The organism is Rhodoplanes azumiensis (assembly GCF_042682915.1).
GTDB lineage: Bacteria > Pseudomonadota > Alphaproteobacteria > Rhizobiales > Xanthobacteraceae > Rhodoplanes > Rhodoplanes azumiensis.
In genome coordinates this window covers 187756-208085 of the sequence record NZ_JBHUIW010000003.1, presented here as the reverse complement: position 1 = coordinate 208085, position 20330 = coordinate 187756, and the positions used below count along the sequence as shown (strand labels likewise).

General features: G+C 71.5%; 26 protein-coding genes. 11 read left to right on the top strand and 15 right to left on the bottom strand.

All coding sequences use genetic code 11. From position 1 onward, the window contains the following. Positions 1–36 precede the first annotated feature (36 nt). The 5 genes from ACFSOX_RS04540 (at position 37) to ACFSOX_RS04520 (ending at position 4728) form a co-directional block, all read left to right on the top strand. Entirely contained in the window at positions 37–990 is a 954-nt protein-coding gene (locus tag ACFSOX_RS04540; RefSeq protein WP_378476593.1) for an ABC transporter permease, read from the top strand. A gap of 12 nt (positions 991–1002) precedes the next feature. Further along, complete coding sequence (locus tag ACFSOX_RS04535) at positions 1003–1899, top strand: ABC transporter permease (RefSeq protein WP_378476592.1); 897 nt, start codon at positions 1003–1005, stop codon at positions 1897–1899. Positions 1900–1913: 14 nt separating this feature from the next. Further along, on the top strand, positions 1914–2978 hold the full coding sequence (locus ACFSOX_RS04530; protein WP_378476725.1) for an ABC transporter ATP-binding protein: 1065 nt from the start codon (positions 1914–1916) through the stop codon (positions 2976–2978). Beyond that, the gene (locus ACFSOX_RS04525) at positions 2975–4006 is read left to right on the top strand and encodes an ABC transporter ATP-binding protein (RefSeq protein WP_378476591.1); all 1032 of its coding nucleotides are present in this window, start codon (positions 2975–2977) and stop codon (positions 4004–4006) included. Before ACFSOX_RS04530 ends, ACFSOX_RS04525 begins: the two co-directional genes overlap by 4 nt. 254 nt (positions 4007–4260) lie before the next feature. Continuing rightward, positions 4261–4728 carry a DUF992 domain-containing protein gene (locus ACFSOX_RS04520; protein WP_378476590.1) on the top strand — a complete coding sequence of 156 codons (468 nt, stop codon included), beginning with the start codon at positions 4261–4263 and terminating at the stop codon, positions 4726–4728. A 120-nt stretch (positions 4729–4848) separates the two neighbouring features. Here the strand turns inward: ACFSOX_RS04520 and ACFSOX_RS04515 are convergent, their stop codons facing one another. The 6 genes from ACFSOX_RS04515 to ACFSOX_RS04490 are packed head-to-tail and all read right to left on the bottom strand — an operon-like array spanning position 4849 to position 7600. Then, positions 4849–5184, bottom strand: a complete 336-nt coding sequence (locus ACFSOX_RS04515; protein WP_378476589.1) for a DUF6968 family protein — start codon at positions 5182–5184, stop codon at positions 4849–4851. A 10-nt stretch (positions 5185–5194) separates the two neighbouring features. Then, on the bottom strand, positions 5195–5788 hold the full coding sequence (locus ACFSOX_RS04510; RefSeq protein WP_378476588.1) for a hypothetical protein: 594 nt from the start codon (positions 5786–5788) through the stop codon (positions 5195–5197). 48 nt (positions 5789–5836) lie between these two features. Continuing rightward, positions 5837–6244, bottom strand: a complete 408-nt coding sequence (locus tag ACFSOX_RS04505) for a phage major tail protein, TP901-1 family (protein ID WP_378476587.1) — start codon at positions 6242–6244, stop codon at positions 5837–5839. Positions 6245–6268: 24 nt separating this feature from the next. Further along, positions 6269–6676: a DUF3168 domain-containing protein gene (locus ACFSOX_RS04500; protein ID WP_378476586.1), complete on the bottom strand. Its 408-nt coding sequence runs from the start codon at positions 6674–6676 to the stop codon at positions 6269–6271. Between the two features lie 40 nt (positions 6677–6716). Next, positions 6717–7043 (bottom strand): phage head closure protein, encoded by a 327-nt coding sequence (locus tag ACFSOX_RS04495; RefSeq protein ID WP_378476585.1) that lies wholly within the window; start codon positions 7041–7043, stop codon positions 6717–6719. Then, a complete protein-coding gene (locus ACFSOX_RS04490; protein WP_378476584.1) occupies positions 7040–7600 on the bottom strand; it encodes a head-tail connector protein in 561 nt (186 codons plus the stop codon). Before ACFSOX_RS04490 ends, ACFSOX_RS04495 begins: the two co-directional genes overlap by 4 nt. 195 nt (positions 7601–7795) lie before the next feature. Between ACFSOX_RS04490 and ACFSOX_RS04485 the strand changes: the two genes are divergently transcribed. After that, positions 7796–8500, top strand: a complete 705-nt coding sequence (locus tag ACFSOX_RS04485; protein WP_378476724.1) for a S1 family peptidase — start codon at positions 7796–7798, stop codon at positions 8498–8500. A 485-nt stretch (positions 8501–8985) separates the two neighbouring features. Next, positions 8986–9129 carry a hypothetical protein gene (locus ACFSOX_RS04480; RefSeq protein ID WP_378476583.1) on the top strand — a complete coding sequence of 48 codons (144 nt, stop codon included), beginning with the start codon at positions 8986–8988 and terminating at the stop codon, positions 9127–9129. 28 nt (positions 9130–9157) lie between these two features. On the opposite strand, the gene ACFSOX_RS04475 is transcribed toward ACFSOX_RS04480, so the two are convergent. The 3 genes from ACFSOX_RS04475 to ACFSOX_RS04465 form a co-directional block, all read right to left on the bottom strand. Further along, on the bottom strand, positions 9158–10438 hold the full coding sequence (locus ACFSOX_RS04475) for a DNA-packaging protein (RefSeq protein ID WP_378476582.1): 1281 nt from the start codon (positions 10436–10438) through the stop codon (positions 9158–9160). Then, on the bottom strand, positions 10392–11054 hold the full coding sequence (locus tag ACFSOX_RS04470; protein WP_378476581.1) for a hypothetical protein: 663 nt from the start codon (positions 11052–11054) through the stop codon (positions 10392–10394). Before ACFSOX_RS04470 ends, ACFSOX_RS04475 begins: the two co-directional genes overlap by 47 nt. Positions 11055–11382: 328 nt before the next feature. After that, positions 11383–11655 (bottom strand): hypothetical protein, encoded by a 273-nt coding sequence (locus ACFSOX_RS04465; RefSeq protein WP_378476580.1) that lies wholly within the window; start codon positions 11653–11655, stop codon positions 11383–11385. Positions 11656–11968: 313 nt separating this feature from the next. Here ACFSOX_RS04465 and ACFSOX_RS04460 point away from each other — a divergent pair, with 313 nt between their 5' ends. Then, positions 11969–12490, top strand: a complete 522-nt coding sequence (locus ACFSOX_RS04460; RefSeq protein ID WP_378476579.1) for a hypothetical protein — start codon at positions 11969–11971, stop codon at positions 12488–12490. Positions 12491–12615: 125 nt separating this feature from the next. On the opposite strand, the gene ACFSOX_RS04455 is transcribed toward ACFSOX_RS04460, so the two are convergent. Then, on the bottom strand, positions 12616–13944 hold the full coding sequence (locus ACFSOX_RS04455; protein WP_378476578.1) for a phage major capsid protein: 1329 nt from the start codon (positions 13942–13944) through the stop codon (positions 12616–12618). A 35-nt stretch (positions 13945–13979) separates the two neighbouring features. Next, complete coding sequence (locus tag ACFSOX_RS04450) at positions 13980–14531, bottom strand: HK97 family phage prohead protease (RefSeq protein WP_378476577.1); 552 nt, start codon at positions 14529–14531, stop codon at positions 13980–13982. Positions 14532–14719: 188 nt separating this feature from the next. Here ACFSOX_RS04450 and ACFSOX_RS04445 point away from each other — a divergent pair, with 188 nt between their 5' ends. Beyond that, the gene (locus tag ACFSOX_RS04445) at positions 14720–15325 is read left to right on the top strand and encodes a carbonic anhydrase (RefSeq protein WP_378476576.1); all 606 of its coding nucleotides are present in this window, start codon (positions 14720–14722) and stop codon (positions 15323–15325) included. A 35-nt stretch (positions 15326–15360) separates the two neighbouring features. Here the strand turns inward: ACFSOX_RS04445 and ACFSOX_RS04440 are convergent, their stop codons facing one another. The 3 genes from ACFSOX_RS04440 to ACFSOX_RS04430 all read right to left on the bottom strand — a co-directional run bounded on the left by ACFSOX_RS04440 (position 15361) and on the right by ACFSOX_RS04430 (position 17275). After that, the gene (locus ACFSOX_RS04440) at positions 15361–15531 is read right to left on the bottom strand and encodes a hypothetical protein (protein ID WP_378476575.1); all 171 of its coding nucleotides are present in this window, start codon (positions 15529–15531) and stop codon (positions 15361–15363) included. Positions 15532–15547: 16 nt separating this feature from the next. Beyond that, positions 15548–15736 carry a hypothetical protein gene (locus tag ACFSOX_RS04435; RefSeq protein ID WP_378476574.1) on the bottom strand — a complete coding sequence of 63 codons (189 nt, stop codon included), beginning with the start codon at positions 15734–15736 and terminating at the stop codon, positions 15548–15550. A 261-nt stretch (positions 15737–15997) separates the two neighbouring features. After that, on the bottom strand, positions 15998–17275 hold the full coding sequence (locus tag ACFSOX_RS04430; RefSeq protein ID WP_378476573.1) for a phage portal protein: 1278 nt from the start codon (positions 17273–17275) through the stop codon (positions 15998–16000). 109 nt (positions 17276–17384) lie between these two features. On the opposite strand from ACFSOX_RS04430, the gene ACFSOX_RS04425 reads away from it, so the two are divergent. Then, on the top strand, positions 17385–17540 hold the full coding sequence (locus ACFSOX_RS04425) for a hypothetical protein (RefSeq protein ID WP_378476572.1): 156 nt from the start codon (positions 17385–17387) through the stop codon (positions 17538–17540). 721 nt (positions 17541–18261) lie between these two features. Next, positions 18262–19470 (top strand): EAL domain-containing protein, encoded by a 1209-nt coding sequence (locus tag ACFSOX_RS04420; RefSeq protein ID WP_378476571.1) that lies wholly within the window; start codon positions 18262–18264, stop codon positions 19468–19470. Positions 19471–19509: 39 nt separating this feature from the next. On the opposite strand, the gene ACFSOX_RS04415 is transcribed toward ACFSOX_RS04420, so the two are convergent. After that, complete coding sequence (locus tag ACFSOX_RS04415; protein WP_378476570.1) at positions 19510–20067, bottom strand: YcgN family cysteine cluster protein; 558 nt, start codon at positions 20065–20067, stop codon at positions 19510–19512. Between the last annotated feature and the right edge of the window lie 263 nt (positions 20068–20330).

Genomic DNA, 20330 nt, shown 5'->3' with positions numbered 1-20330 from the left:
GCACAAGGCTGGGCATGACGGCTCAGAGGTTGCACCATGCTCGCCTTCACGCTGCGTCGTCTGCTCTACGTCACCCCGGTCGCGATCGGGGTCACGGTGGTGTGCTTCCTGCTCGTCCACATCACGCCCGGGGATCCGCTCACCGCGATCCTGCCCGCCGACGCGACGCTCGAGCTGCAGGAGCAGATGAAGGCCGCCTACGGGTTCGACAAGCCGCTCCCCGTTCAGTACGCATTGTGGTTCTGGAAGGTTCTGCACGGCGACCTCGGCAACTCGATCGCGACCGGCCGCCCGGTCGCGACCGAGGTCTTGCGCGCGGTCAAGAACACGCTGATTCTCGCCACCGTCGCGACCGCGATCGGCTTCACGTTCGGCACCCTGTTCGGCTTCGTCGCGGGATACTTCCGCGATTCGTGGCTCGACAAGCTCGCCTCGTTCGTCTCGGTGCTCGGCGTCAGCGTACCGCACTACTGGCTCGGCATGGTGCTGGTGATCATCTTCGCGGCGCAGCTCGGCTGGCTGCCGCCGACCGGCGCCGGACCCGACGGCTCCTCCGACTGGCGGCCCGACGCCGCGCATCTGCGCTACATCATCCTGCCCGCCGTCACCATGTCGGTGATCCCGATGGGCGTCATCGCCCGCACCGTGCGGGCGCTGGTCGGCGACATCCTCTCGCAGGACTTCGTCGAGGCGCTGCGGGCGAAGGGCATGAGCGAATTCGGCGTGTTCCGTCACGTCGTCGTCAACGCCGCGCCGACCGCGCTTGCCGTGATGGGACTGCAGCTCGGCTATCTGCTCGGCGGCTCGATCCTGATCGAGACGGTGTTCTCGTGGCCGGGCTCCGGCTTCCTGCTCAACGCCGCGATCTTCCAGCGCGACCTGCCGCTGCTGCAGGGCACGATCCTGATCCTCGCGATGTTCTTCGTGCTCCTGAACCTCGCCGTCGACGTGCTGCAGACCGCCCTCGATCCGCGCATCAAACGAGGGTGACGGAGAAACCCCATGGCCGTGACGACCATCGATTCCGCGCCGGTCCCGGCGGTGCGGGTGAAACAGCTCGGACGCGGCTACTGGGCCGGCGTGCTGCGCCGCCTCTCGCGCGATCCGGTCGCCGTGACGGCCGCCGTGATCATCCTGCTGATCTTGCTCGCGGCGATCTTCGCGCCCTATGTCGCCCCGGCCGATCCTTACAAGAGCTCGATGATCCGCCGCCTGCGCCCGATCGGCACGCCTGGCTTCCCGCTCGGCTCCGACGAGCTCGGCCGCGACATGTTGAGCCGCCTGATCTACGGCGGCCGCCTGTCGCTCGTGATGGGCGTGCTGCCGGTGTTCTGCGCCTTCACGATCGGCTCGGTGCTCGGCATCGCGGCCGGCTACGCCGGCGGCTGGATCAACACCGTCATCATGCGCACCGTCGACGTGTTCTACGCCTTCCCGTCCGTCCTGCTCGCCATCGCGCTGTCGGGCACGCTCGGCGCCGGCATCCTCAACGCCATCGTGGCGCTCACGGTGGTGTTCGTGCCGCAGGTGACACGCGTCGCCGAGAGTGTGACGACACAGATCCGCACCCGCGATTACGTCGAGGCGGCGCGCGTCTCCGGCGCCGGGCCGTTCACCGTCGTGCGCGTGCACGTGCTCGGCAACGTGCTCGGGCCGATCTTCGTCTACTCGACGAGCCTGATCAGCGTGTCGATGATCCTCGCCTCCGGCCTCTCCTTCCTCGGTCTCGGCTCCAAGCCGCCGGAGCCGGAATGGGGCCTGATGCTGAACACGCTGCGCACCGCGATCTACACCCAGCCGATGGTCGCGGCGTTGCCCGGCGTGATGATCTTCGTCACGTCGATCTCGTTCAACCTCTTGTCCGACGGCCTGCGCTCGGCCATGGAGGTGAAAGCGTGACCGACACGATCTCGATCCCCGCTGCCGACACCGCCTTCGATCCCGGGGCGCGCGACCGCGGCGGCCCGGCCCAGCCGCTCCTTTCGGTGCGCGGCCTCGTCAAGCATTTCGGTGGCAAGAAATCCTGGCGCGGCGTCACCACCAGCGCCGTGCGGGCCGTCGACGGCGTCGATTTCGACATCGCCAAGGGCGAGACGCTCGGCGTCGTCGGGGAATCCGGCTGCGGCAAGTCGACCACGGCCCGCCTGGTGATGCAGATCATCGCGCCCGACGCCGGGGAGATCGTCTTCGACGGCGAGGCGCTCGGCTCGCGTGCCCTCGACCTCACGACCTATCGGCGCGAGGTCCAGATGGTGTTCCAGGACAGCTACGCTTCGCTCAATCCCAGGCTCACGGTCGAGGACACGATCGCGTTCGGACCGCGCGTGCACGGTGTGCCGAAGCACGAGGCGATGGGCCGCGCCCACGACCTCCTGTTCAAGGTCGGGCTCGAGCCCGCCCGCTTCGCCGGCCGTTATCCGCACGAGCTCTCCGGCGGGCAGCGCCAACGCATCAACATCGCCCGCGCGCTCGCCCTGCAGCCGCGCCTCGTGATTCTCGACGAGGCCGTGTCGGCGCTCGACAAGTCGGTCGAAGCGCAAGTGCTGAACCTGCTGCTCGATCTGAAGGCCGAGTTCGGTCTCACCTACATGTTCATCTCGCACGATCTCAACGTCGTGCGCTTCATGGCCGACCGCGTGATGGTGATGTATCTCGGCAAGGTCGCCGAGGTCGGCCCCTCCGACGTGATCCTGCAGCACCCGAGCCACCCCTACACGGGCGCGCTGCTCGCCTCGATGCCCTCGATGGATCCGGACGCGCGCACGCAGGAGGCGCCACTCTCCGGCGATCCGCCCAACCCGATCGATCCGCCGCCCGGCTGCCGCTTCCACACCCGCTGCCGCTCCACGTCGGCGATCTGCGCCCATGTCGAGCCGGCGCTCGCCGTCGTCGACGGCACGCACCAGGTCGCCTGCCTGATGGCGCAGCCGGGATCGGGCCATCCGCAAGCGGTGTCACTGCAGGAGACCGCCGCATGAGCACCCCACCCGCCGGCGCGCCCTTGGTCTCCGTGAGAAACCTCACCGTCGATTTCGTCGGCACGGGAAAACCGGTGCGCGCCGTCGCCGGTGTCGATCTGTCGCTCGGCGCCGGCGAGGTCGTCGCGCTGCTCGGCGAGTCGGGGTCCGGCAAGAGCGTCACGCTGCGCGCCCTGATGCGGCTCCTGCCGGAGAAGCGCGCCCGCATCGGTGGCTCGCTGATGGTCGATGGACGCGACGTGACCGCCCTGTCGCGACAGGAGCTCGCACGCTTTCGCGGCGGTACCGTCGCGATGATCTTCCAGGAGCCCGGCCTCGCCTTCGATCCGGTCTACCGGGTCGGTGATCAGATCGCCGAGGCCGTGGTCCGGCACGAGCGCGTGTCGCACAAGGCGGGCCGCGCCCGCGCGCTGGAATTGTTCGAGCGCGTGCGGATCCCTTCCCCCGAGCGCCGGCTCGACAACTTCCCGCACGAGATGTCCGGCGGCATGCGCCAGCGCGCCATGATCGCGCTCGCCCTCGCCTGCCGGCCGAAGGTGCTGCTCGCCGACGAGCCGACGACGGCGCTCGACGCCACCGTGCAGATCCAGATCCTGCTCCTCCTGCGCGAACTGCAGCGCGAGTTCGGCCTCGCCGTGATCTTCGTCACCCACGACATCGGCGTCGCCACCGAGGTCGCCGACCGCATCGCCGTCATGTATGCGGGCCGCATCGTCGAGCGCGGCGCCTGCCGCGACGTGATCCGGGCGCCGGCCCATCCCTACACGCGCGGCCTGCTCGCCTCGCGGGCCGATCACGTCTTCACCAAGGGCGCGCGGCTGGAGACGATCCCGGGCGCGCCGCCCGATCTCACCGCGCTGCCGCCCGGCTGCGCCTTCGCGCCGCGCTGCGGGCACGTCCTGCCGGACTGCACCGAAGCCGTGCCGGAGGAGATCGAGACCGGCGCGACTCACGTCGCGCGCTGCGTGCTGCTGCGTCCGACAGCGATCACGGCATCCGACGCGACGGATGCGACCGCGGCAGCGTGACGATCGGCTTCGCGTAGAAGCTGTCGGGACGCGGCGACATCGTGGCACGTCGATGGCGCGAGCGTGGACGTGATGCGACAGCGCGACGACGCCGTTGCCGTTCGGTCGCACCGTCGTCCGGAATGCGTCCGGACCGCGCCATCGGCGCGTCTGCGCGATTGACTCGCCTCGTTCGGGCTCCTCTATCGGGGTGCGGCTCCACCGTCACCGCCCGTGTCGGCGATGCGGCGACCGCGTGGAAAGTGGAGGAGTTCATGTCCCGGTTGAAAGTCGCTCTCCTGCTCGCCGGCGGCGCCGTGCTCGCGTGCACGCCCGCCTCGGCGCAGTCGCTCGTCAGGGTCGGCACGCTCGCCTGCCAGGTGTCGCCCTCCGTCGGCTTCGTGCTCGGCTCGAACCAGCAGGCGCAGTGCATCTTCAAGCCGAACCGCGGCCGCCAGCAGGTGTATGCGGGCGCCATCTCGCGGGTCGGCGTCGATGTCGGCGTCAGCCAGGGCGGCCCGGTCGTGTGGAGCGTGTGGGCGCCGCCGATCAAGCGGATTCCGCGCCACGCGCTCGCCGGCCGCTACTCCGGCGCCTCGAGCTCGCTCGCGGTCGGCGTCGGGCTGGGCAGCAACGTCCTGGCCGGCGGCCCGGGCGGTGTCGTGTCGCTGCAGCCGCTGCGGCTGCAGGAGTATGTCGGCGTCAACGTCGCGCTCGGCATTTCGGGCCTGGTCCTGCAGTGAGCGAACGCTCTTTCTGATCCGCCGTCTCGCTCGGATCGACCAAGGCCGCGGCGCCGACGCCGCGGCCTTCTTGTTTGGAGGCGCCGCGATGCGGCAGACGGCGATCGCGCCGCGCGATCGTCAGAAGAAGCGTGCGTCGTCGCCCACCAGCAGAGGCCGCAGACTCGGCACCACCGGAAATCCGTAGCCGCTTCCGGGCGCGTCGAAGACGAGGCGACCTTCGGCGTGATAGCTGGAGGTGTACAGCTCGGCCCCGATCATCTGCAGCGCGACCACCAGCGCCTGCATCGAGTCCACACCGGCCGCCTCCATTCGCCTGGTGCCGTCCGGCCAATCGATTTCGTAGACGCAGACCCAATGCCCGTCGATCGTTGCGGGCGCGTGGATGCGGATCTGCATTCGGACTGTTTCTCCACCTTCGGCGCGGTACGACAGATTGCGGTCCACCATGATCATCGTTTGTCGCTCAATAGTTCAGTGGCGGTATGGGAAGCCCTTGCAGGCAATTGGCATAGCGAAGGCTCGCTTGAGCATAACACGTGGACAATCCAACCATACGGCAGTGGAAAACATCCTGTTTGTACTGAGCTTCGCATTCCGCCTCGCGTGCCGGCGAGAAGCGGCGAGCGGCCAGTCGTACGGACCCGGTCAAGCCCTGGCCTGCGTTGCTGCGACTGCCCGAAGTCGTGTTTGACTGTGCATACCGCGCACCAGGGGTCCAGTCGTTGTCCGGCGTGACATCCGAGAGAATTTCGAGCTCGTCCTGCCGAGCAAGGGCCTCACCTCCCCCGCCTTCGCTCGTCCACTGCCCGCCGTCGGGATTGCCGGCGGGCACGCACGGCTGGTTCTCGTCGTAGTTGGCCTTGCGGCAAGTCTCGGCGTAGCGACGGAGCGCTGTCATGCAGCGGGCGAAGGCGCGATCACAAGCCGTCTTCAGCTCGGATTGCCGTGCGCGGTCGAGGCGCAGACGCAGGCGCAGCAGCTTCACCTCGACGACGAGCGCGTCGTGAGCGATGCGCAAGCGTGCGATGTCCGCCGCGAGAAAGGAGTCGAGCGGCATGATGGAGCAGTCCGCGTGGAAGCGGGACGAGACGGCGATCGCATCGCGCTACAGCGCCGCGAAGGTCAGCGCGCCGGCCGATTCGAGCGCCAGCTCGAACGTCACCTCGCCGTCGTGCTCGCCGGCGAACTCGAGGCTGGTGATCTGGAACGGCCCCGTCACGGTGCCGAAGTCGGGGACGACGAGCTGATAAGTGCGCACCGTTCCGTCGAAGAAGGTCTGGCGCAGCAACGCGTCGGAGGCGGCGTCCTTGAACAGGCCGCGGCCCGACACGGCGGCGCGTTTGACGCCGGCGCCGTCCAGGAGCTCGCGCCAGCGATCGACCGACTCGGCATGCGTGACGTCGACCGTCTCGGCGTTGAAGGCGAGCCGTCGCGAGCGCAGGCCCGCGACCGTGACGAAGCCGGCGCCGTCCTGCACCTTCAGCAGCAAATCCTTGCCTTTCTGGGCGGCCATGTCTGTTCTCCGATCTGATCAGGATCACGCCGGCTCGGTGACGGCGCGGAACCGCACCAGCGCGTGATAGGTTCGGCCGTCGCTCTCGCGCCGCACGTCGGCGAGCGAGAAGCGCAGGTTGACGAGGCGGTGGCCGGCGAGCGTCAGCGCCGCGTCGTCGAGCGCCTGCAGGAGCGCGCCGGCGATCGTGTGCGCCTCGCGATGGCCGCCCTGGCGCGACCAGGCGTGCAGGGTGAGCTGATGCTCCTCGGTCGGGCCCATGTCGCCGGAGACGTCGGTCGCGCGCGCCTCGCCGAGCGTCACGTAGGGAAAGGCCGGACGGCGCGGCGGCTCGTCGTAGACGCGGGCGCCGCCGAGCAGCGCGACCAGCGCGCCGTCGGACGACAAGGCGGCATGCACGGCGCTGCGCAGCGCCACGGCGGCCGTGGACATGGGACGTCTCCGTGATGTGACGAGAGCGATGGGATCGGGATCAGTCGATGCGCTCCTCGGCATCGACGATCAGATACCGGCCGGCCGGATCGAGATCGCGCACGGCGACCACCCGGAACAGCCGCGAGCCGGCGCGAAAGCGGTTGAGCGTCGTGATCTCGGGCCCCGCCCGGACGAGGATGCGATGCGTGACGACGGCGCCGGCCGAATCGGCCTCGACCACGCCACGCTCGCCGCGCGGCGCGAGCGCCGCCCACAGCGTCGCCACCGCGACGTGATCACGAACCGTGCCGCCGGCGCCGTCGGCGGTCTCCACCGGCGCCTCGAGCACGAGGCGGCGGCGGAGCGTTCCGGGATCGGGCGTCACGGCGCCAGCACCCGGAAGGGCGCGACGAGGGCCGCGATCGTCTGCGGCGGCTGCGCCTGCGCCTCGGTGCCGCGGTGCTCGTAGAGATGCGCGAGCCACAGCCGCACCGCCTGGACGAGCGGCGCCGGCACGGCGGCCGCGTCGTCGCCGTGCCCGACCGTGACGTCGATCGCGATGCCGGCGACCCGCAACCCCGGCGCCGGCACGGCGGCGCTCGAAAAGCTCACGATGCCCGGCAGCGACACGGTATCGAGCGTGAACACGGCCGGGTCGATCGCCTGCGGCATGCCGGCGGCGTCGAAGACACGCGCCGCGGCCACGCTGCACAGCGGCGCCGGCAGCACCCGCAGGCGCCCGCCCGCCGGCCAGGCGTCGCGCACCAGCCGCCAGGTCTGGGTGATCAGGGCGCGCCGGGTCGCCGCCTCGACCAGCCGGCGCGCCGCCGCGATCAGAGCCGCGATCGAAGCGTCGTCGGCGTCGTGATCGACCCGCAGGAAGGTCTTGGCGTCGGCGAGCGTCACCGGCTCGCTCGCCGGCCCGGCGAGGAGAATGGCCATCTCGGTTCTCCGCTTCTGGTGACAAAGCGCGTTGACAAAGCGCGCCGGTTGCGGCTCTTCGGTCGCATGCGCCGCTCGCCCGCCCTGCCGCTCACGCTCGCCGGCACCGTTCCCGGCGCGGCCGTCGTCGGTTTCCTCGTCGCCGGCCTGGTCGCCGGCACGATCCTGCTCGGACCGACCTCACCCGCCGCCGCCATGGTGGCGACGCCGACCGCGCCGCCGCAGCTCGCCCGGCACGTCGTGATGATCGTCGGCTCGCGCGGCACCTCGTGCACGGGCACGGTCGTCGCCCGCGATCTCGTGCTCACGGCCGCGCATTGCGTGCAGCCGGGCGCCGACTACAAGCTCGTGAGCTTCGACGCGGCCCGGCAACCGACGCTGCTCGACGTCGCGAGCATCGCGCGCCATCCGGGGTTCGCGATGGCGGAGCTGAACGGCCACCGGGCCACCGCCGACATCGCACTGTTGAAGATCGCCGCGCCGCTGCCGGCCGCCTTCGTGTCGGCACGCCTCGCGCCCGCGACGAGCGCGGCGGTCGGCGACACCTTCACGGTCGTCGGCATGGGGCTCGCCGTGCGCGGCGACGGCCGCAGTGGCGGCACGGCACGCGCCGCCGTGCTGGTCGCCACCGGCCGGCCGGGCTCGCTGCAGCTTCGCCTGCACGATCCCACGACCCGCGGCGAGACGGCGGGCGCCGGCGCCTGCACGGGCGACTCCGGCGCCCCTGTCTTCACCGAGACGAGCAGCGGCCCTGCGATAGCCGGCGTGGTGAGCTGGTCGACCGGACCGAAGCTCGCGGCCGGCTGTGGCGGCCTCACCGGGGTGACGCCGCTGACGAGCTACCGCGCCTGGGTGGTCGACACGGCGCAGCGGCTGGGCACCCGCCTCGCCGCGCCGTGAGGCGGCGCCGCGACGCCGCACCACCGGAAGGCCGACCTGCCGGTCGTCCTGGTGACGGGCTACGTCGAGTCGGCGACACCGAGGCGCGCGAGGCCGAACAATCCGGTGCAGTTCAGCGACGCCGAGCGCCGGCATCACGGCGACGACGAGACCTGAGTCGTTTCCCTTACGGATTCGACCTGATCACGACCTCTCCGATCGGATCGTGCCCGGCGGAGCCGGTCGCACGAGTCGCGTCAGCCCTGTTCAGCTCTTGTTAACTCATGTGATTTCGAGCGACACGCCGGGCCGACGAGCAGCCATGCCGTCGATCCCATAGTGGCGAGCACGCCACGATGTTAGGAATTGTCGCGTCGGGCGCCGCCGCGGATCTGGCCGATGCTCGCACCGTGTGTCATCCTCGGCACAATGCTTGCTTCGTGATTACGGACCCTGTCGGGGACGACGTGACATACGAAGTCGGCACGGAAAAAAGGAGCACCCCCATGGACCACTCCGTCACCGCCATCGTCCTGGACGCCATGCCGGTGTTGCTGCTCGCGCTCGCGGTGGTGCTGCTGCCGGCGACGATCGAGCCGCCGACCAGCAGACAGCCGGTGCGCGCCCGCACGCCGCGGCCGCGCCGCTGAACGCGCGCAGGCCTCTGCAGCACGGGCCTCACAACCGCCGCACCTGCGGGCCGGCACGCGCGCCGCTGATCAGCGCCGTCACGGCCCAGACCAGCGCGTCGAGCCGGTCGGGCGAGCGGCCGGACGACAGGCCGTCGAGGCCGAAGTCGCACATCTCGTCCTCCAGCGCGGCGAGCGCGCCGACATGCTTGACGCGGCCCTGCTCGTAGAGCGCCGCGACCGGCTCGGCCCTCAGCCACTTGCCGCGCGTCGCGTGCACGGCCTTCACGGGCACGGTCGCGTCGACCTCGCGCAACACCGTCTTCACCATCTCGCCGCCCATGTTCACCTCGGCGACGATCGCGTCGGCATCGAGCCGGCGATAGAGCGCGACGGCGCGCGCCGCCCACCCGGCGGGCGTCAGTCCGCCCTGCGAGGCATCCTCCAGCACGTAGACGACGCCGCCGGCGCCCCGCCCCGCCGCGACCAGGCCGCAGGCGTCGGCGCCGCGGCGTGACGTGCCCGGCGGATCGAGCCCGACGACGATGCGCGCGAGCGGCGGCGCCGCGCGCACCCGGCACGCTTCGATCAGCGCCCGCGACCACAGCGCATCGGGGCGGTCGTCGATCAGTTCGCCGTCGAGCTCCTGGCGGCCGAGCCGGGTGCCGGCGTAGCGGGCGACGACCGTCCGAAGGAACACGGGCGAAAGATGATCGCGGTTCGCCGCCGTGCCGGCCCGTGTCACCCGCGTATGCGGGTCGACGAGCAGTCGCCTGATCAGCGGGATCGGCCGCGGCGTCGTGGTGATCATCTGGCGCGGCCGAGGGCCGAGCCGCAGGCCGAACTGCAGCATGTCGAAGGCGGCCTCGGCATGGCGCCACTTGGCCAGCTCGTCGCACCACGCGGCGTCGAACTGAGGGCCGCGTAAGGAGTCCGGATCGTCGGCCGAGAACACCTGCGCCACCGCGCCGTTCGGCCATTCGAGGCGGCGCCGCGTCGGCACCCAGGTCGGTCGCTCGGCCCGCGGCGAGATGCGCAGGAGCCCGGAGGCGCCCTCCACCATCACGTCGCGGGCGTCGCGCTCGCTCTCGCCGATCAGGGCGAGCGCGCCGTAGCGCCGCGCCGCATAGGGCGGCGTGCCGGCGACCAGCGCCCGCACCCATTCGGCGCCGAGCCGGGTCTTGCCGGCGCCGCGCCCGCCCAGCACCAGCCAGGTCGTCCACGGGCCGCCGTCGTTGCCGGTCTCGGCGTGCTGCTGATGCGGGTGGGCGAACAGCGCGAAGTCAGCCTCGAGCCTCCGCAGCGCCGTCGCCGGCAGGTCCGCCAGCATCGTCCCGGTCAGTCCCGCCGCGGACGAGCTGCTCAATGCGGCGCGCAAGCACGCGACGGAACTCGTCGATGTCTCGGGGCAGGTCGTCATCGGGATCGCTCGGGAGAGGCTCGCGCAGACGGCGCACCTTGGCGAGCGTGTCGGTGAGACGCTCGAGGCTGCGCACCACCCGCTCGGTGTCGCTCGCCGCGCTCCTCTGCGCCGTGCTTCTTCGCGCGCTGCCGGACCGCTCCGGTGGAGCCGACCGGCTCGCCTCCAGCGCCGCGATCTCGCGGGCCACCGCCCGTTCGAGCCGATCGGCCAGAGTGCCGATCGCCGGTGCCGCCGACCGCGCCGGCCGCCGGACTCGCGCAGCGGGCGTCGCGCGCACGGCCCGTCCAGCGCGCACGGCCGGCGCGATCGGCGCGATCGGTGCCGCGTCGGCCGGCGGCGTGGTGGGCGGGTCGTCGCCCGGCCGCCGCCAACCCTCGCGGCGGACGAGCTGATAGAAGGTCGAGCGCGGAACGTGGTGCTCGTCCGCGATCGCGTAGAGCGGGATGTCGGTCGTCTCGACGCTGCGCCGCAGCGCCGCCAGGCGCTCCGGCGCCCAGATGCGCGGCTCGAATCGGTCCGTCATGGCGGTCCCGCGAATTGGATCGGACGTGGATCGGATGATGCGGCGCACGCGGCGACGGCGGCGGCGAGCCCGGCCGTGCCGAGACGGGCGCGCGGATAGAACCGGCGCACGACTGGAAAGGGCGCACGAACGATCTGTCACACCGGCGGCTCACCCGGCCGGCACGACGAAGAACAGGCATCCGACGGCCCACCGGCAGGTGGACCATCGGCAGGCGACGCGACATCACGCCCGACCGCGTCGCAGCCGGACCGCACAGGGCGCGAGGCTGGTCAGAACCCGCGTGCGATCACCGGCCCCTGCGCGATCACCGACGCAGGCCGACGGCTCACTGACGCACGTAGGTGTCGGTGCAGTTGACCGGGCCCCAGGTCGACTTGCTGCACGTCTGCTTCGTCACCCAGGTCACCGGCGCAGCCGCCACCTTGGTGGGCGCGGATGCGGGCGCGGCCGCCGCGGGACTCGCGGCCGGAGCCTTCGGGGTCGCCGCCGGCGTCGACGCCGTCACGGGTGCGACCGGCTGCCGCTTGGAGATGAACGGGATCTTGTCGAACGCGAACAGCACCGCGACCAGGGCCACGAGGACGAAAACGATGCGCATGACGACTCTCCGAAATGGGGCGTCCGGCTCGATCGAGATCAGCGACAGGAAGGCCGGCCGCCAGAAAAAATCCGTTCGAACAATTCCAGGTCGGCAGTAGCCCGGTGCCGACACGCGGTCAAGAGGACGGCCCTCCGGCAAGCCACGTATGCGGCGGATCGTCGGGGGGTGCGCCGCCGTCTCCGCCGTCGCCGTATCGACCACCGCGGCGCGGCCGCGCCGCGCCCGGCGCCGCGACGGTGCGACCCGCTGCCGCTCACCGGAACCGGCACGGCGGTGAGCGGTTGCCGGTCGAAACGCCACGGAGGAGCTCATGAAAGTCATTGCGATCACGGCCGTGCTCGGCGTGCTGGTGCTCGTCCTGTCCGGCCGGCTGACGCCGTTCGACAGCGACAAGACGCGCCAGGATCAGACGCGCCAGCAGGTGAGCGCGGCACCGCCCCCGGCGACGCCGACCCCGGCGACGCCGACCCAAGCGGCGCCGACCCAAGCGGCGCCGACCCAAGCGGCGCCGACCCAAGCGGCGCCGCCCCAGGCGGCGCCGCCCCAGGCGGCGCCGTCGCAGCCGGCGACGTCGCAGCCGGCGGCGTCGCAAGCGGCCGCCGCCCCGACCAAGGCGCCGAGCCCGCAGGCGGCCCAGACCGCCGCGCCTGGCGCGCCCCCGACCGCGACCCCGGCCCCGGCGGCGCAGTCGCAAGCCCGGACGCAGGCGCCGGCCGCCGAGGCCGCGGACCGCGCGGCGACGCCGGGACGCACCGCCTTCAAGACCGAGCTCGTCTGCTCACGCGGCATCTGGGGCACGCAGAGCTGCACCGAGAGATACGTGCAGGAGTGACACCGGGGAGTGTGACACCGGGGAGTGTGACACCGGGGAGTCACACCGTCGCGTGACACCGCCGGCGCGAGACGTGCCGCCGGCGGGGGCGAGCGGGTCGTCCCCGCCGGGGGCTTCCAGGCGGCTCAGCTCGCGGCGAACTTCAGGAGCTTGATCGCCTCGAAGTCCTGCACGCCGCCGCCCACCCGCTTGGTGGTGTAGAACAGCACGTAGGGCTTGGCGCTGTAGGGATCGCGCAGCACCCGCACGCCGGTGCGGTCGACCACCAGATAGCCGCGGCGGAAGTCGCCGAAGGCGATCGACAGCGAGCCGGCGGCGATGTCCGGCATGGCGTCGTCGATCACCACCGGATAGCCGAGCAGCGTCGCCGGCTGACCCGCCGCGAGGCCGGGCGCCCACAGATACTGTCCGGTCGTGTCCTTGAACTTGCGCACCACCGACTCGGTCTTGCGGTTCATCACGAAGGTGGCGTTGCGGCGATAGGCGACGCGCAGCGCATAGGCGAGATCGATCAGCACGTCGGCCGGATCGGAGGCCGGGAAGGCCCCGGCCGCGCCGCTCGCGACGGTGCCGATGTTGCCCCAGCTCCACGAGCCGTTCGCCACCGTCGGGTAGGCGAGGAAGCCCTTCGGCTTGTTGACGCCGTCGCCCGCCACGAAGGCGGCGCCCTCCTGCTCGGCGAACGCCTGATCGACCTCCGCGGCGAGCCAGGCGTCGATGTCGACCATGGCGTCGTCGAGCAGCGTCGCCGTCGCCGCCGGCATGGCGTAGAGCTCCATGGTCGGGAAGGCGAGCTCGGCGAGCGCCGGCGTCGCGGTCTGCGGCCGGCTGCCGGTCTCGCCGATCCAGCCCACCGTCGGGCCGCTCGTCATGAACGGCTTCTTGTAGACGCTCGCCGAGACCGTGCGGGTGCCGGCGATCGACCGGATCGGCGACACGTCGACGAGGCGGCGGCCGATCTCGCGCTCGACCTCGGGCGGCACCAGATAGCCGCCGTCCGGCGCCGAGCCGATCGACAGCGCCTTGCGCTCGATCGCCAGCAGGCCGGACGCGTCGCCCTTGCGGACATAGGCGTCGAACGCCGCCTTGTGCTCGCACGCCGCCGGGTTGTCGAAGGCGTCGCGGCCGTCGCGGGCGTCGCGGCCGAGTGCCGGGCGGGCGCTCTTGAGCGCCAGCGCATCGACCCGGCGCTGCTGCTCGACGAGCGTCGCGTCGATGCGGGCGAGACGCTCCTCGGTGAGCGGGTCGGCGGCGCCGCGCCGCTCGATCCGGCCGAGCCGGGCGTCGTTCGTCGCCTTGTAGGCCTCGAAGGTGCGCATGAAGTCGTCCATGGTGGGCTGCGCGCCGACATGCGCCGGGATGCGCAGGTCGATGCGGGGATCGAGCCCCGCCTTGGTCTCCGGCGAGGCGCAAGGCGCGAGGTTCGACGGCACGCGGTCGAGATCGATGTCCATGATGGCTCCTGATGGCTGGACGGACTTTTCGAGGATCAGCGGCGCGACGCAGACGCGGCGCGCGAGGCGGCGGCAGGCCCGCGGCCGGTGGCCGCCCGGGACTTCACGGCCCGCACGCGCGCGCCGGAGAGCAGCGGGAACGTGACGATCGAGATCTCCCACAGGTCGATCACGTCGAGCTTGCGGATGCGGGTCGCGGGATCGATGCGCCCCTTGACGGTGCGGAAGCCGATGGAAAGCCCGTCGACCGCGCCCTCGCGCACCAGCGCCAGCACCTCGCGGGCGCGCGCCACGTCCGGGATCAGCCTTCCGCGCGCCTTCAGGCCGCGGATGTCTTCCGTGAGGTCCAGCCAGATGCCGATCGGCTCGGCCGGGTCGTGCTGGAACAGCATCGGGATGCGGCGCAGGCCGCGGGTGCGCAGCGTCTGCGCGAAGGCGCCCGGCATCACCATGTCGCGCGCCTGGTCGATCTCGCCGAACAGCGAGGCGTAGCCCTCCACGGTGCCGTCGGGCTCGACCCGCGCGACCGGACGGAGATCGAGGCGAGGCGCATCGGCCCGCGGCAGAGGGGCGAGAGGTGCGTGCATGATGATCCCCGACACGGACGGACACTGATGTTTCGCGGCGTCGGCGACGCGCGCGAGCGCCGGTCGCCCGCCCGACGAAAGACGGGCGGCGCGGCCCTTCCGGGCGGGGCGCGATGGGGCTACAACCGGTGTCGTTCGGGCGGCGTCGGTCCGCGATACGGCCCCGCCTGCGAGTGAGGCGTCCCGCGATGCTGAAGCATCTGAAAGCCAACAACGCCGCCTGGGCGAAGCGCATGGTCGAGCACGATCCGGACTTCTTTCGGCGGCTCGAGCGGCAGCAGGCGCCCGAATATCTGTGGATCGGCTGCTCCGACAGCCGGGTGCCGGCCAACGAGATCGTCGATCTCGATCCGGGCGAGTTGTTCGTCCACCGCAACGTCGCCAACCTGGCGCCGCCGCAGGACGCGAACTACCTCTCGGTGCTGCAGTTCGCCGTCGACGTGTTGAAGGTGAAGCACATCATGGTGGTCGGCCATTACGGCTGCGGCGGCGTCAAGGCGGCCGTGGACGGCATGCGGCGCGGCCTCGTCGACCACTGGCTGCATCCGATCCGCGAGGTGTGGAACGACCATCTCGAGGAGCTGATGGCGATCCGCGACGAGAGCGCGCGGTTCGACCGGCTGTGCGAGCTGAACGTGATCCGCCAGGTGAAGAACGTCGCCTCCGACATCTTCGTGCAGGAGGCGTGGGCGCGCGGCCAGCCCTTGTGGGTGCACGGCTGGGTCTATTCGCTCGCCGACGGCCTCGTCACCGACCTCGACGTCACGGTCGGCGGCATCCAGGCGTCGCCGTGAACCGGGTCGCGGAGCAGGTCACGTCGTGGCGCATGTCACTTGGCGGCGCGCCGGCGACGGGTGCGCGGGCGCTTGTGCGCATCGCGCAGCTCGCGCCGGCCGAGCCGGTCGAGGTGAACGAAGAACTCGCGGAACACCGCGACATGGTCGGGCCGCGACTTGGTCTCGCCGCGCAGGCTGCGCAGCACCGCATGCAGCGTGTCCATCAGGATCGTCTCCCCGTCAGGATCGTCTTCGAAACGTGTCGTTGAACCGGGCGAGCGAGCGGACGAAGTCGTCGAAGCGCCGCGAGGTCGCCGCGTGCGCGCGCAGCGCATAGACGGCGAGCACGCTCGACGACGACGCCCACAGGAACAGTGCGAGATGCGCCAGATCGCCTCGGCTCGCGAAGGTGTCGACGAGGTCGGTCATGGGGGATCCTCGGCATCGTCGGTCTCGGCGCGAAGCAGATCCGCGGCGCCCGCGGATCACCTCTCCCCAGCGGGGAGAGGTCGACGCGCGAAGCGCGTCGGGTGAGGGGGTGCCGGCCTCTCGATGAAACAATCGGCCTCGGCACCCCCTCACCCCGACCCTCTCCCCGCCGGGGAGAGGGAGCAGGCCGAGCTCGTGGCCACGTCCAAGGACGATCGCAGGGACGAGCGGGGGAACCTGATCACATCGCATCGCCGCTGATCACATCACGTCGCCGCCGGCGATCGGGCCGAAGCCGAGCATGGCACGTTTCTCGTTGACGGTGAGGAAGGACGCGGCGCCGACCCGCTCCCACAGCGCGACGCGGTCGGCGGCCAGCGCGTCGATGCGGTCGGTGTCGATCTCGAGCCGCAGCGCGCCGCCCTCGGCCGCCCCGGCGGCCGCCCCCGAGGCCGGCCCGAAGGCCGGCGAAAGCCACTGGGCGAGCGCGCTGCCGATGCGGGCGCCCAGCGGCAGCACCGTGTGGCGCCAGAAGGCACGGTTCGCCTCCTGATAGTTCGCATAGGTGTTGTCGCCCGGGATGCCGAGCAGCATCGGCGGCACCCCGAAGGCGAGCGCGATCTCGCGCGCCGCGCCGTTCTTCGCTTCGAGGAAATCCATGTCCTTCGGGGTCAGCGCCATCGCCTTCCAGTCGAGCCCGCCCTCGAGCAGCAGCGGCCGGCCCGCGTTGGCGGCGCCCTGGTAGGTCGTCTCCAGTTCGCGCTTGAGCCGCTCGTACTGGTCGTCGCCGAGAATACCGCCGTCGGGCGCCGCGTAGACGAGCGCGCCGGAGGGCCGCGCCGCGTTGTCGAGCAGCGCCTTGTTCCAGCGCGCCGCGGCGTTGTGGGTGTCGACTGCCACGGCCGCCGCCTCCAGGGCGCCGAGGCCGTAGTGATCGTCGAGCGGATTGAACAGCACCAGATGCAGGATCGGCGGCGGCTCGCCGGCTTGCTCGAACCGCACGGTGCGGCCCGCCACCGTGTAGTCGTAGGCCTGCGCCCAGCCGTCCGGCCCCGGCACGACGCGCATGCGGTCCGGCCGCAGCGCGAACAGCTCGCGCGGCGCGCCGTCGAGCGTCACCAGCTCCAGATAGCCGTTGCCGCTGATCATGAGATGCGCGGTGAGCGCCTCGATCAGCGTCGCGCCGTCCTGGCGCGGATTGGGCCGGTTCAGCAGATCGGTCAGCGGATGGCGCTCGTGCAGCACGTCGCCCTCGTAGGCGAGGAACGTGAGCGCCGCGACGTTCTCGGCGACCAGCTTCACGGCGCGATGCACGATCGCGTTGGTCGAGAAGCCCTCGCGGGCGAGCGCTGCGTAGTCGCGCGGCGTCCACCGCGCCGTGCCGCCCGGCTCCAGCCGGATCAGGCGGGCGATGCGCGAGCTCTTCTGCTCGGCGACGGTCGCGGTCGCCGGCGCGGCCGGACGCGCCGGCCGGACCGGAGGCGCGGTCTCGGTCGGGTGCGCGGCATCGCGCCCGAAGCGCAGGATGCGGTTCAGCATGGGGCTCTTCCGATGGGAGGCGGGCCGGTGGGGAACGGCCGGTACGGGTATCGCGTTGGTCCGGCGGCGGCGAGACCTTGCCGCGGCGAGCAGAGAACCGATGGACGACATGGCGCGACCGAGCGACGAGACCCCGATCACCCCGTCGGCCACACAGGCGCGGCAGGGCACCACGGGCCACGATGTCCGTTACATGCTCGGCTTCGGCGTGATCGGGGCCGTCGTGGCGTTGGCCGTGGTCTATCTCTGGTTCTTCGCCGCCTGAGGCAGGGCCAGCCCGGGGCCGCGACGCAAGTCTCGACCGTGCCCGATTGCTACCGAAGCAGCGTCACGGTGTCAAGGAATATTTTCTCCTTCGAAAGATTTTTTTCCTCAACCCCTCATCGGCATCGGCCTGGCCGACGTCTCCCGCGTGGCGCGATCACGGGCGCGGTCCGTGCCCCGCCGACACGACGGAGAACCACCACGCGACGTGATGACGAAGCCGACTCGCCCGCCCGCCGGCGGCCAGCCTGCGGCGTCATCACCCCTCGAAAATCCCGCGCAAATACTTCGGCGCTCCGGCCGGCGCGACGATTTTACCCACAAATATTTCTCTCACGTCGTAAAGCTGTAAAACAATCCAGAGATGCAAATTACCTCTTCATCGCGTTTTGCGATGGCTCTCGCCGACCGCTCGGCAGCCGGCCCCGTCCGTTTCGCCTAGCCGAATGGACTTACACAGAAATCCGGCCACGACCGTGCCGATTTTCGCGGGTCGAGGCCGCGCTCGTCCGGCTCGAGGCATCGAGTTGCAGACAGTTCGACGAAAAGTCGCAGGCAGATTATCCCGCGGATCGAATGAAACGCGCCAAGGTTCTCTCAACATCGCCGATCGACATACCTTGGTCACAGGCGGATTTCCGCCCGCCGGCGCGTTCGAACACAGAAGCGTTCGACGACCGCGAGCGTTCCGGCACCGGCTCGGCCCGACAGGATCCGGAATGATGAGCACCCCCATCGCGTTCCCCCGCTTCGGCCGGCGCCGGATCACACCGCAGGCCTGCGTCCTGACCGGCCGGTCGCATCTGCGCGCCTTCCTGGGCGAGGCGCTGGCCGAGCTCGGCTTCGTGGTGCGCGCGTGCGCCGACGACGACGGCTTCGCCGCGGCGGCCGCGACGACGCCGCTCGATCTCGTGGTGCTGCCGCTGCCGGACGGCCCGGCGACGGCCGACCGGCTGCGGCGGCTCGCCGTGGCGAGCCCGGAGGCGAGCGTGCTGCTGCTCGGACCACCGGCCTCCCCGGCGCTCGCGGCCGCGCAGGAGCTCGCCGCGGCGCTCGGCCTCACGGCGCTGACGCCGCTCGCCACGCCGTTCCGGCCGGCCGATCTCGCCGCGCGGGTCGCGCATCTGGCGCCGCGCCGCGCCACCCTGCAGGCCCCGGTCGACATCGAGGAGGCGCTCGCCGCCGGCTGGCTGGAACCGTGGTACCAGCCGCAGGTCGATCTTTCGACCGGCACGATCCGGCGCGCCGAAGCGCTCCTGCGCCTGCGTCACCCGGTCTGGGGCGTGATCGAGCCGGCGCGCTTCCTGCCGAGCGGCGCCGACCTGCCGTGGCGGGCCGTCTCCGATCTCGTGGTCGACCGCGCGATCGCCGACTGGCGCGGCTTCGCGGCGCGCGGCACCCCGATCGGGCTCGCCGTCAACGTGCCGCTCACGGTGCTGCGCGAGCCGGATTTCGTCCGCAGCCTGTGGCGGCGGCTGCCCGATCATCCGGCGTTTCGCGGGCTGACCGTCGAGGTCGACTGCAGCGAGGTGGTGGCGCATCTCGACGAGGCCGTGGCGATCGCCCGCGAGCTGCGCTTCTGCAATGTCGGCGTGTCGATCGACGACGCCGGGCCGGGCTGGACGCCGCTCGCGGCGCTGCCGCACTTCCCGTTCGTCGAGCTGAAGGCGGACGGCGGCACGGTGCGGGGCTGCGCGACCGACGCGGCCAGGCACGCCGTTTGCGCGGCGCTGGTCGAGCAGGCGCGCCGCGTGCGGGTGCCGATCGTCGCCGAGGGCGTGGAGGGCGAGGAGGATCTGGCCGCCGTCAAGGCGCTCGGCTTCGACAGCGTGCAGGGCTTCGTCGTCGCCCGGCCCATGGAGGCGAGGAAGCTCGCCCGGCTGCTGGCCCGCCAGGACACGGCGACGACGCGGCCACCGGCGGTCGGCTGAGCGACGCGGCACGGAACGGGGGCGGCGCGCCGCCGCCGCTCAGCGGGCCGTCGGCAGGCGCTTGGCGCGCGGCGGGATGCGCTCCGGCCAGGAGACGATGCGGTCCTCGAGATCCTCGCCGTTCATCGCGTCCTCGAACAGCCCGACCCGGCCGCGCACCGAGACGCCTGCGGCATGCACGGTCTCGGGGTCGCCGGACACCAGCGGGTGCCACCAGTAGAGGTCGCGCCCCTCGGCGATCAGGCGATAGCCGCAGGTCTTCGGCAGCCATTTCAGCCGCGGCACGTTGGTCGGCGTGAGGCGGTCGCAGTTGTGGACGATGGCGTGCCGGTTCGGATAGTCGCGGCACCGGCAGGTGTAGCCGTCGAGCAGCCGGCAGCCGACGTCGGTGTGGAAGATCTCGCCCGTGTCCTCGTCCTCGAGCTTGTTGAGACAGCAACGCCCGCAGCCGTCGCACAGGCTCTCCCACTCGGCCGCGGTCATCTCGGCGAGCGCCTTGCGCTTCCAGAACGGCAGCTCGGGCGACACGTCGCGCCTCGCCTCACGCGGCGGATCGAGCTTCGGGTCGGGCAGGCGGTCGGGCGTGCGGTCGGGCATCGGTCTCCCTTCGGCGCCGGCGCGGGGACGACCGGCGCGAGGGCTTCAGATGTCATGCGCGGGGGGGAGATTCAACCTCGGCCTCCAATCGACGGTGAGGAGACGCGCCGCCGGCCGCCCCATGCTCCGCTCGTCCCTGCGCAGGCGGGAACCCGGGAGCGACAGGGCAACGACGCTTCTGGATGCCCGCCTTCGCGGGCATGAGCGGCGTGTGAAGGATCGCTCGTGCCCCTGGATCCCGGCTCGCGGCGCGGTGCGCCGCG

Bases quoted from the DNA above. Each gene is read 5' to 3' on its own strand.
- ACFSOX_RS04505 (WP_378476587.1), bottom strand. From the start codon at position 6,244: ATGGCCGCCCAGAAAGGCAAGGATTTGCTGCTGAAGGTGCAGGACGGC.
- ACFSOX_RS04500 (WP_378476586.1), bottom strand. From the start codon at position 6,676: ATGTCCACGGCCGCCGTGGCGCTGCGCAGCGCCGTGCATGCCGCCTTG.
- ACFSOX_RS04515 (WP_378476589.1), bottom strand. From the start codon at position 5,184: ATGATCATGGTGGACCGCAATCTGTCGTACCGCGCCGAAGGTGGAGAA.
- ACFSOX_RS04520 (WP_378476590.1), top strand. From the start codon at position 4,261: ATGTCCCGGTTGAAAGTCGCTCTCCTGCTCGCCGGCGGCGCCGTGCTC.
- ACFSOX_RS04540 (WP_378476593.1), top strand. From the start codon at position 37: ATGCTCGCCTTCACGCTGCGTCGTCTGCTCTACGTCACCCCGGTCGCG.
- ACFSOX_RS04485 (WP_378476724.1), top strand. From the start codon at position 7,796: ATGGTGGCGACGCCGACCGCGCCGCCGCAGCTCGCCCGGCACGTCGTG.
- ACFSOX_RS04480 (WP_378476583.1), top strand. From the start codon at position 8,986: ATGGACCACTCCGTCACCGCCATCGTCCTGGACGCCATGCCGGTGTTG.
- ACFSOX_RS04525 (WP_378476591.1), top strand. From the start codon at position 2,975: ATGAGCACCCCACCCGCCGGCGCGCCCTTGGTCTCCGTGAGAAACCTC.
- ACFSOX_RS04475 (WP_378476582.1), bottom strand. From the start codon at position 10,438: ATGCTGGCGGACCTGCCGGCGACGGCGCTGCGGAGGCTCGAGGCTGAC.
- ACFSOX_RS04510 (WP_378476588.1), bottom strand. From the start codon at position 5,788: ATGCCGCTCGACTCCTTTCTCGCGGCGGACATCGCACGCTTGCGCATC.
- ACFSOX_RS04430 (WP_378476573.1), bottom strand. From the start codon at position 17,275: ATGCTGAACCGCATCCTGCGCTTCGGGCGCGATGCCGCGCACCCGACC.
- ACFSOX_RS04470 (WP_378476581.1), bottom strand. From the start codon at position 11,054: ATGACGGACCGATTCGAGCCGCGCATCTGGGCGCCGGAGCGCCTGGCG.
- ACFSOX_RS04465 (WP_378476580.1), bottom strand. From the start codon at position 11,655: ATGCGCATCGTTTTCGTCCTCGTGGCCCTGGTCGCGGTGCTGTTCGCG.
- ACFSOX_RS04455 (WP_378476578.1), bottom strand. From the start codon at position 13,944: ATGGACATCGATCTCGACCGCGTGCCGTCGAACCTCGCGCCTTGCGCC.
- ACFSOX_RS04420 (WP_378476571.1), top strand. From the start codon at position 18,262: ATGAGCACCCCCATCGCGTTCCCCCGCTTCGGCCGGCGCCGGATCACA.
- ACFSOX_RS04440 (WP_378476575.1), bottom strand. From the start codon at position 15,531: ATGGACACGCTGCATGCGGTGCTGCGCAGCCTGCGCGGCGAGACCAAG.
- ACFSOX_RS04445 (WP_378476576.1), top strand. From the start codon at position 14,720: ATGCTGAAGCATCTGAAAGCCAACAACGCCGCCTGGGCGAAGCGCATG.
- ACFSOX_RS04425 (WP_378476572.1), top strand. From the start codon at position 17,385: ATGGCGCGACCGAGCGACGAGACCCCGATCACCCCGTCGGCCACACAG.
- ACFSOX_RS04490 (WP_378476584.1), bottom strand. From the start codon at position 7,600: ATGGCCATTCTCCTCGCCGGGCCGGCGAGCGAGCCGGTGACGCTCGCC.
- ACFSOX_RS04415 (WP_378476570.1), bottom strand. From the start codon at position 20,067: ATGCCCGACCGCACGCCCGACCGCCTGCCCGACCCGAAGCTCGATCCG.
- ACFSOX_RS04435 (WP_378476574.1), bottom strand. From the start codon at position 15,736: ATGACCGACCTCGTCGACACCTTCGCGAGCCGAGGCGATCTGGCGCAT.
- ACFSOX_RS04460 (WP_378476579.1), top strand. From the start codon at position 11,969: ATGAAAGTCATTGCGATCACGGCCGTGCTCGGCGTGCTGGTGCTCGTC.
- ACFSOX_RS04450 (WP_378476577.1), bottom strand. From the start codon at position 14,531: ATGCACGCACCTCTCGCCCCTCTGCCGCGGGCCGATGCGCCTCGCCTC.
- ACFSOX_RS04535 (WP_378476592.1), top strand. From the start codon at position 1,003: ATGGCCGTGACGACCATCGATTCCGCGCCGGTCCCGGCGGTGCGGGTG.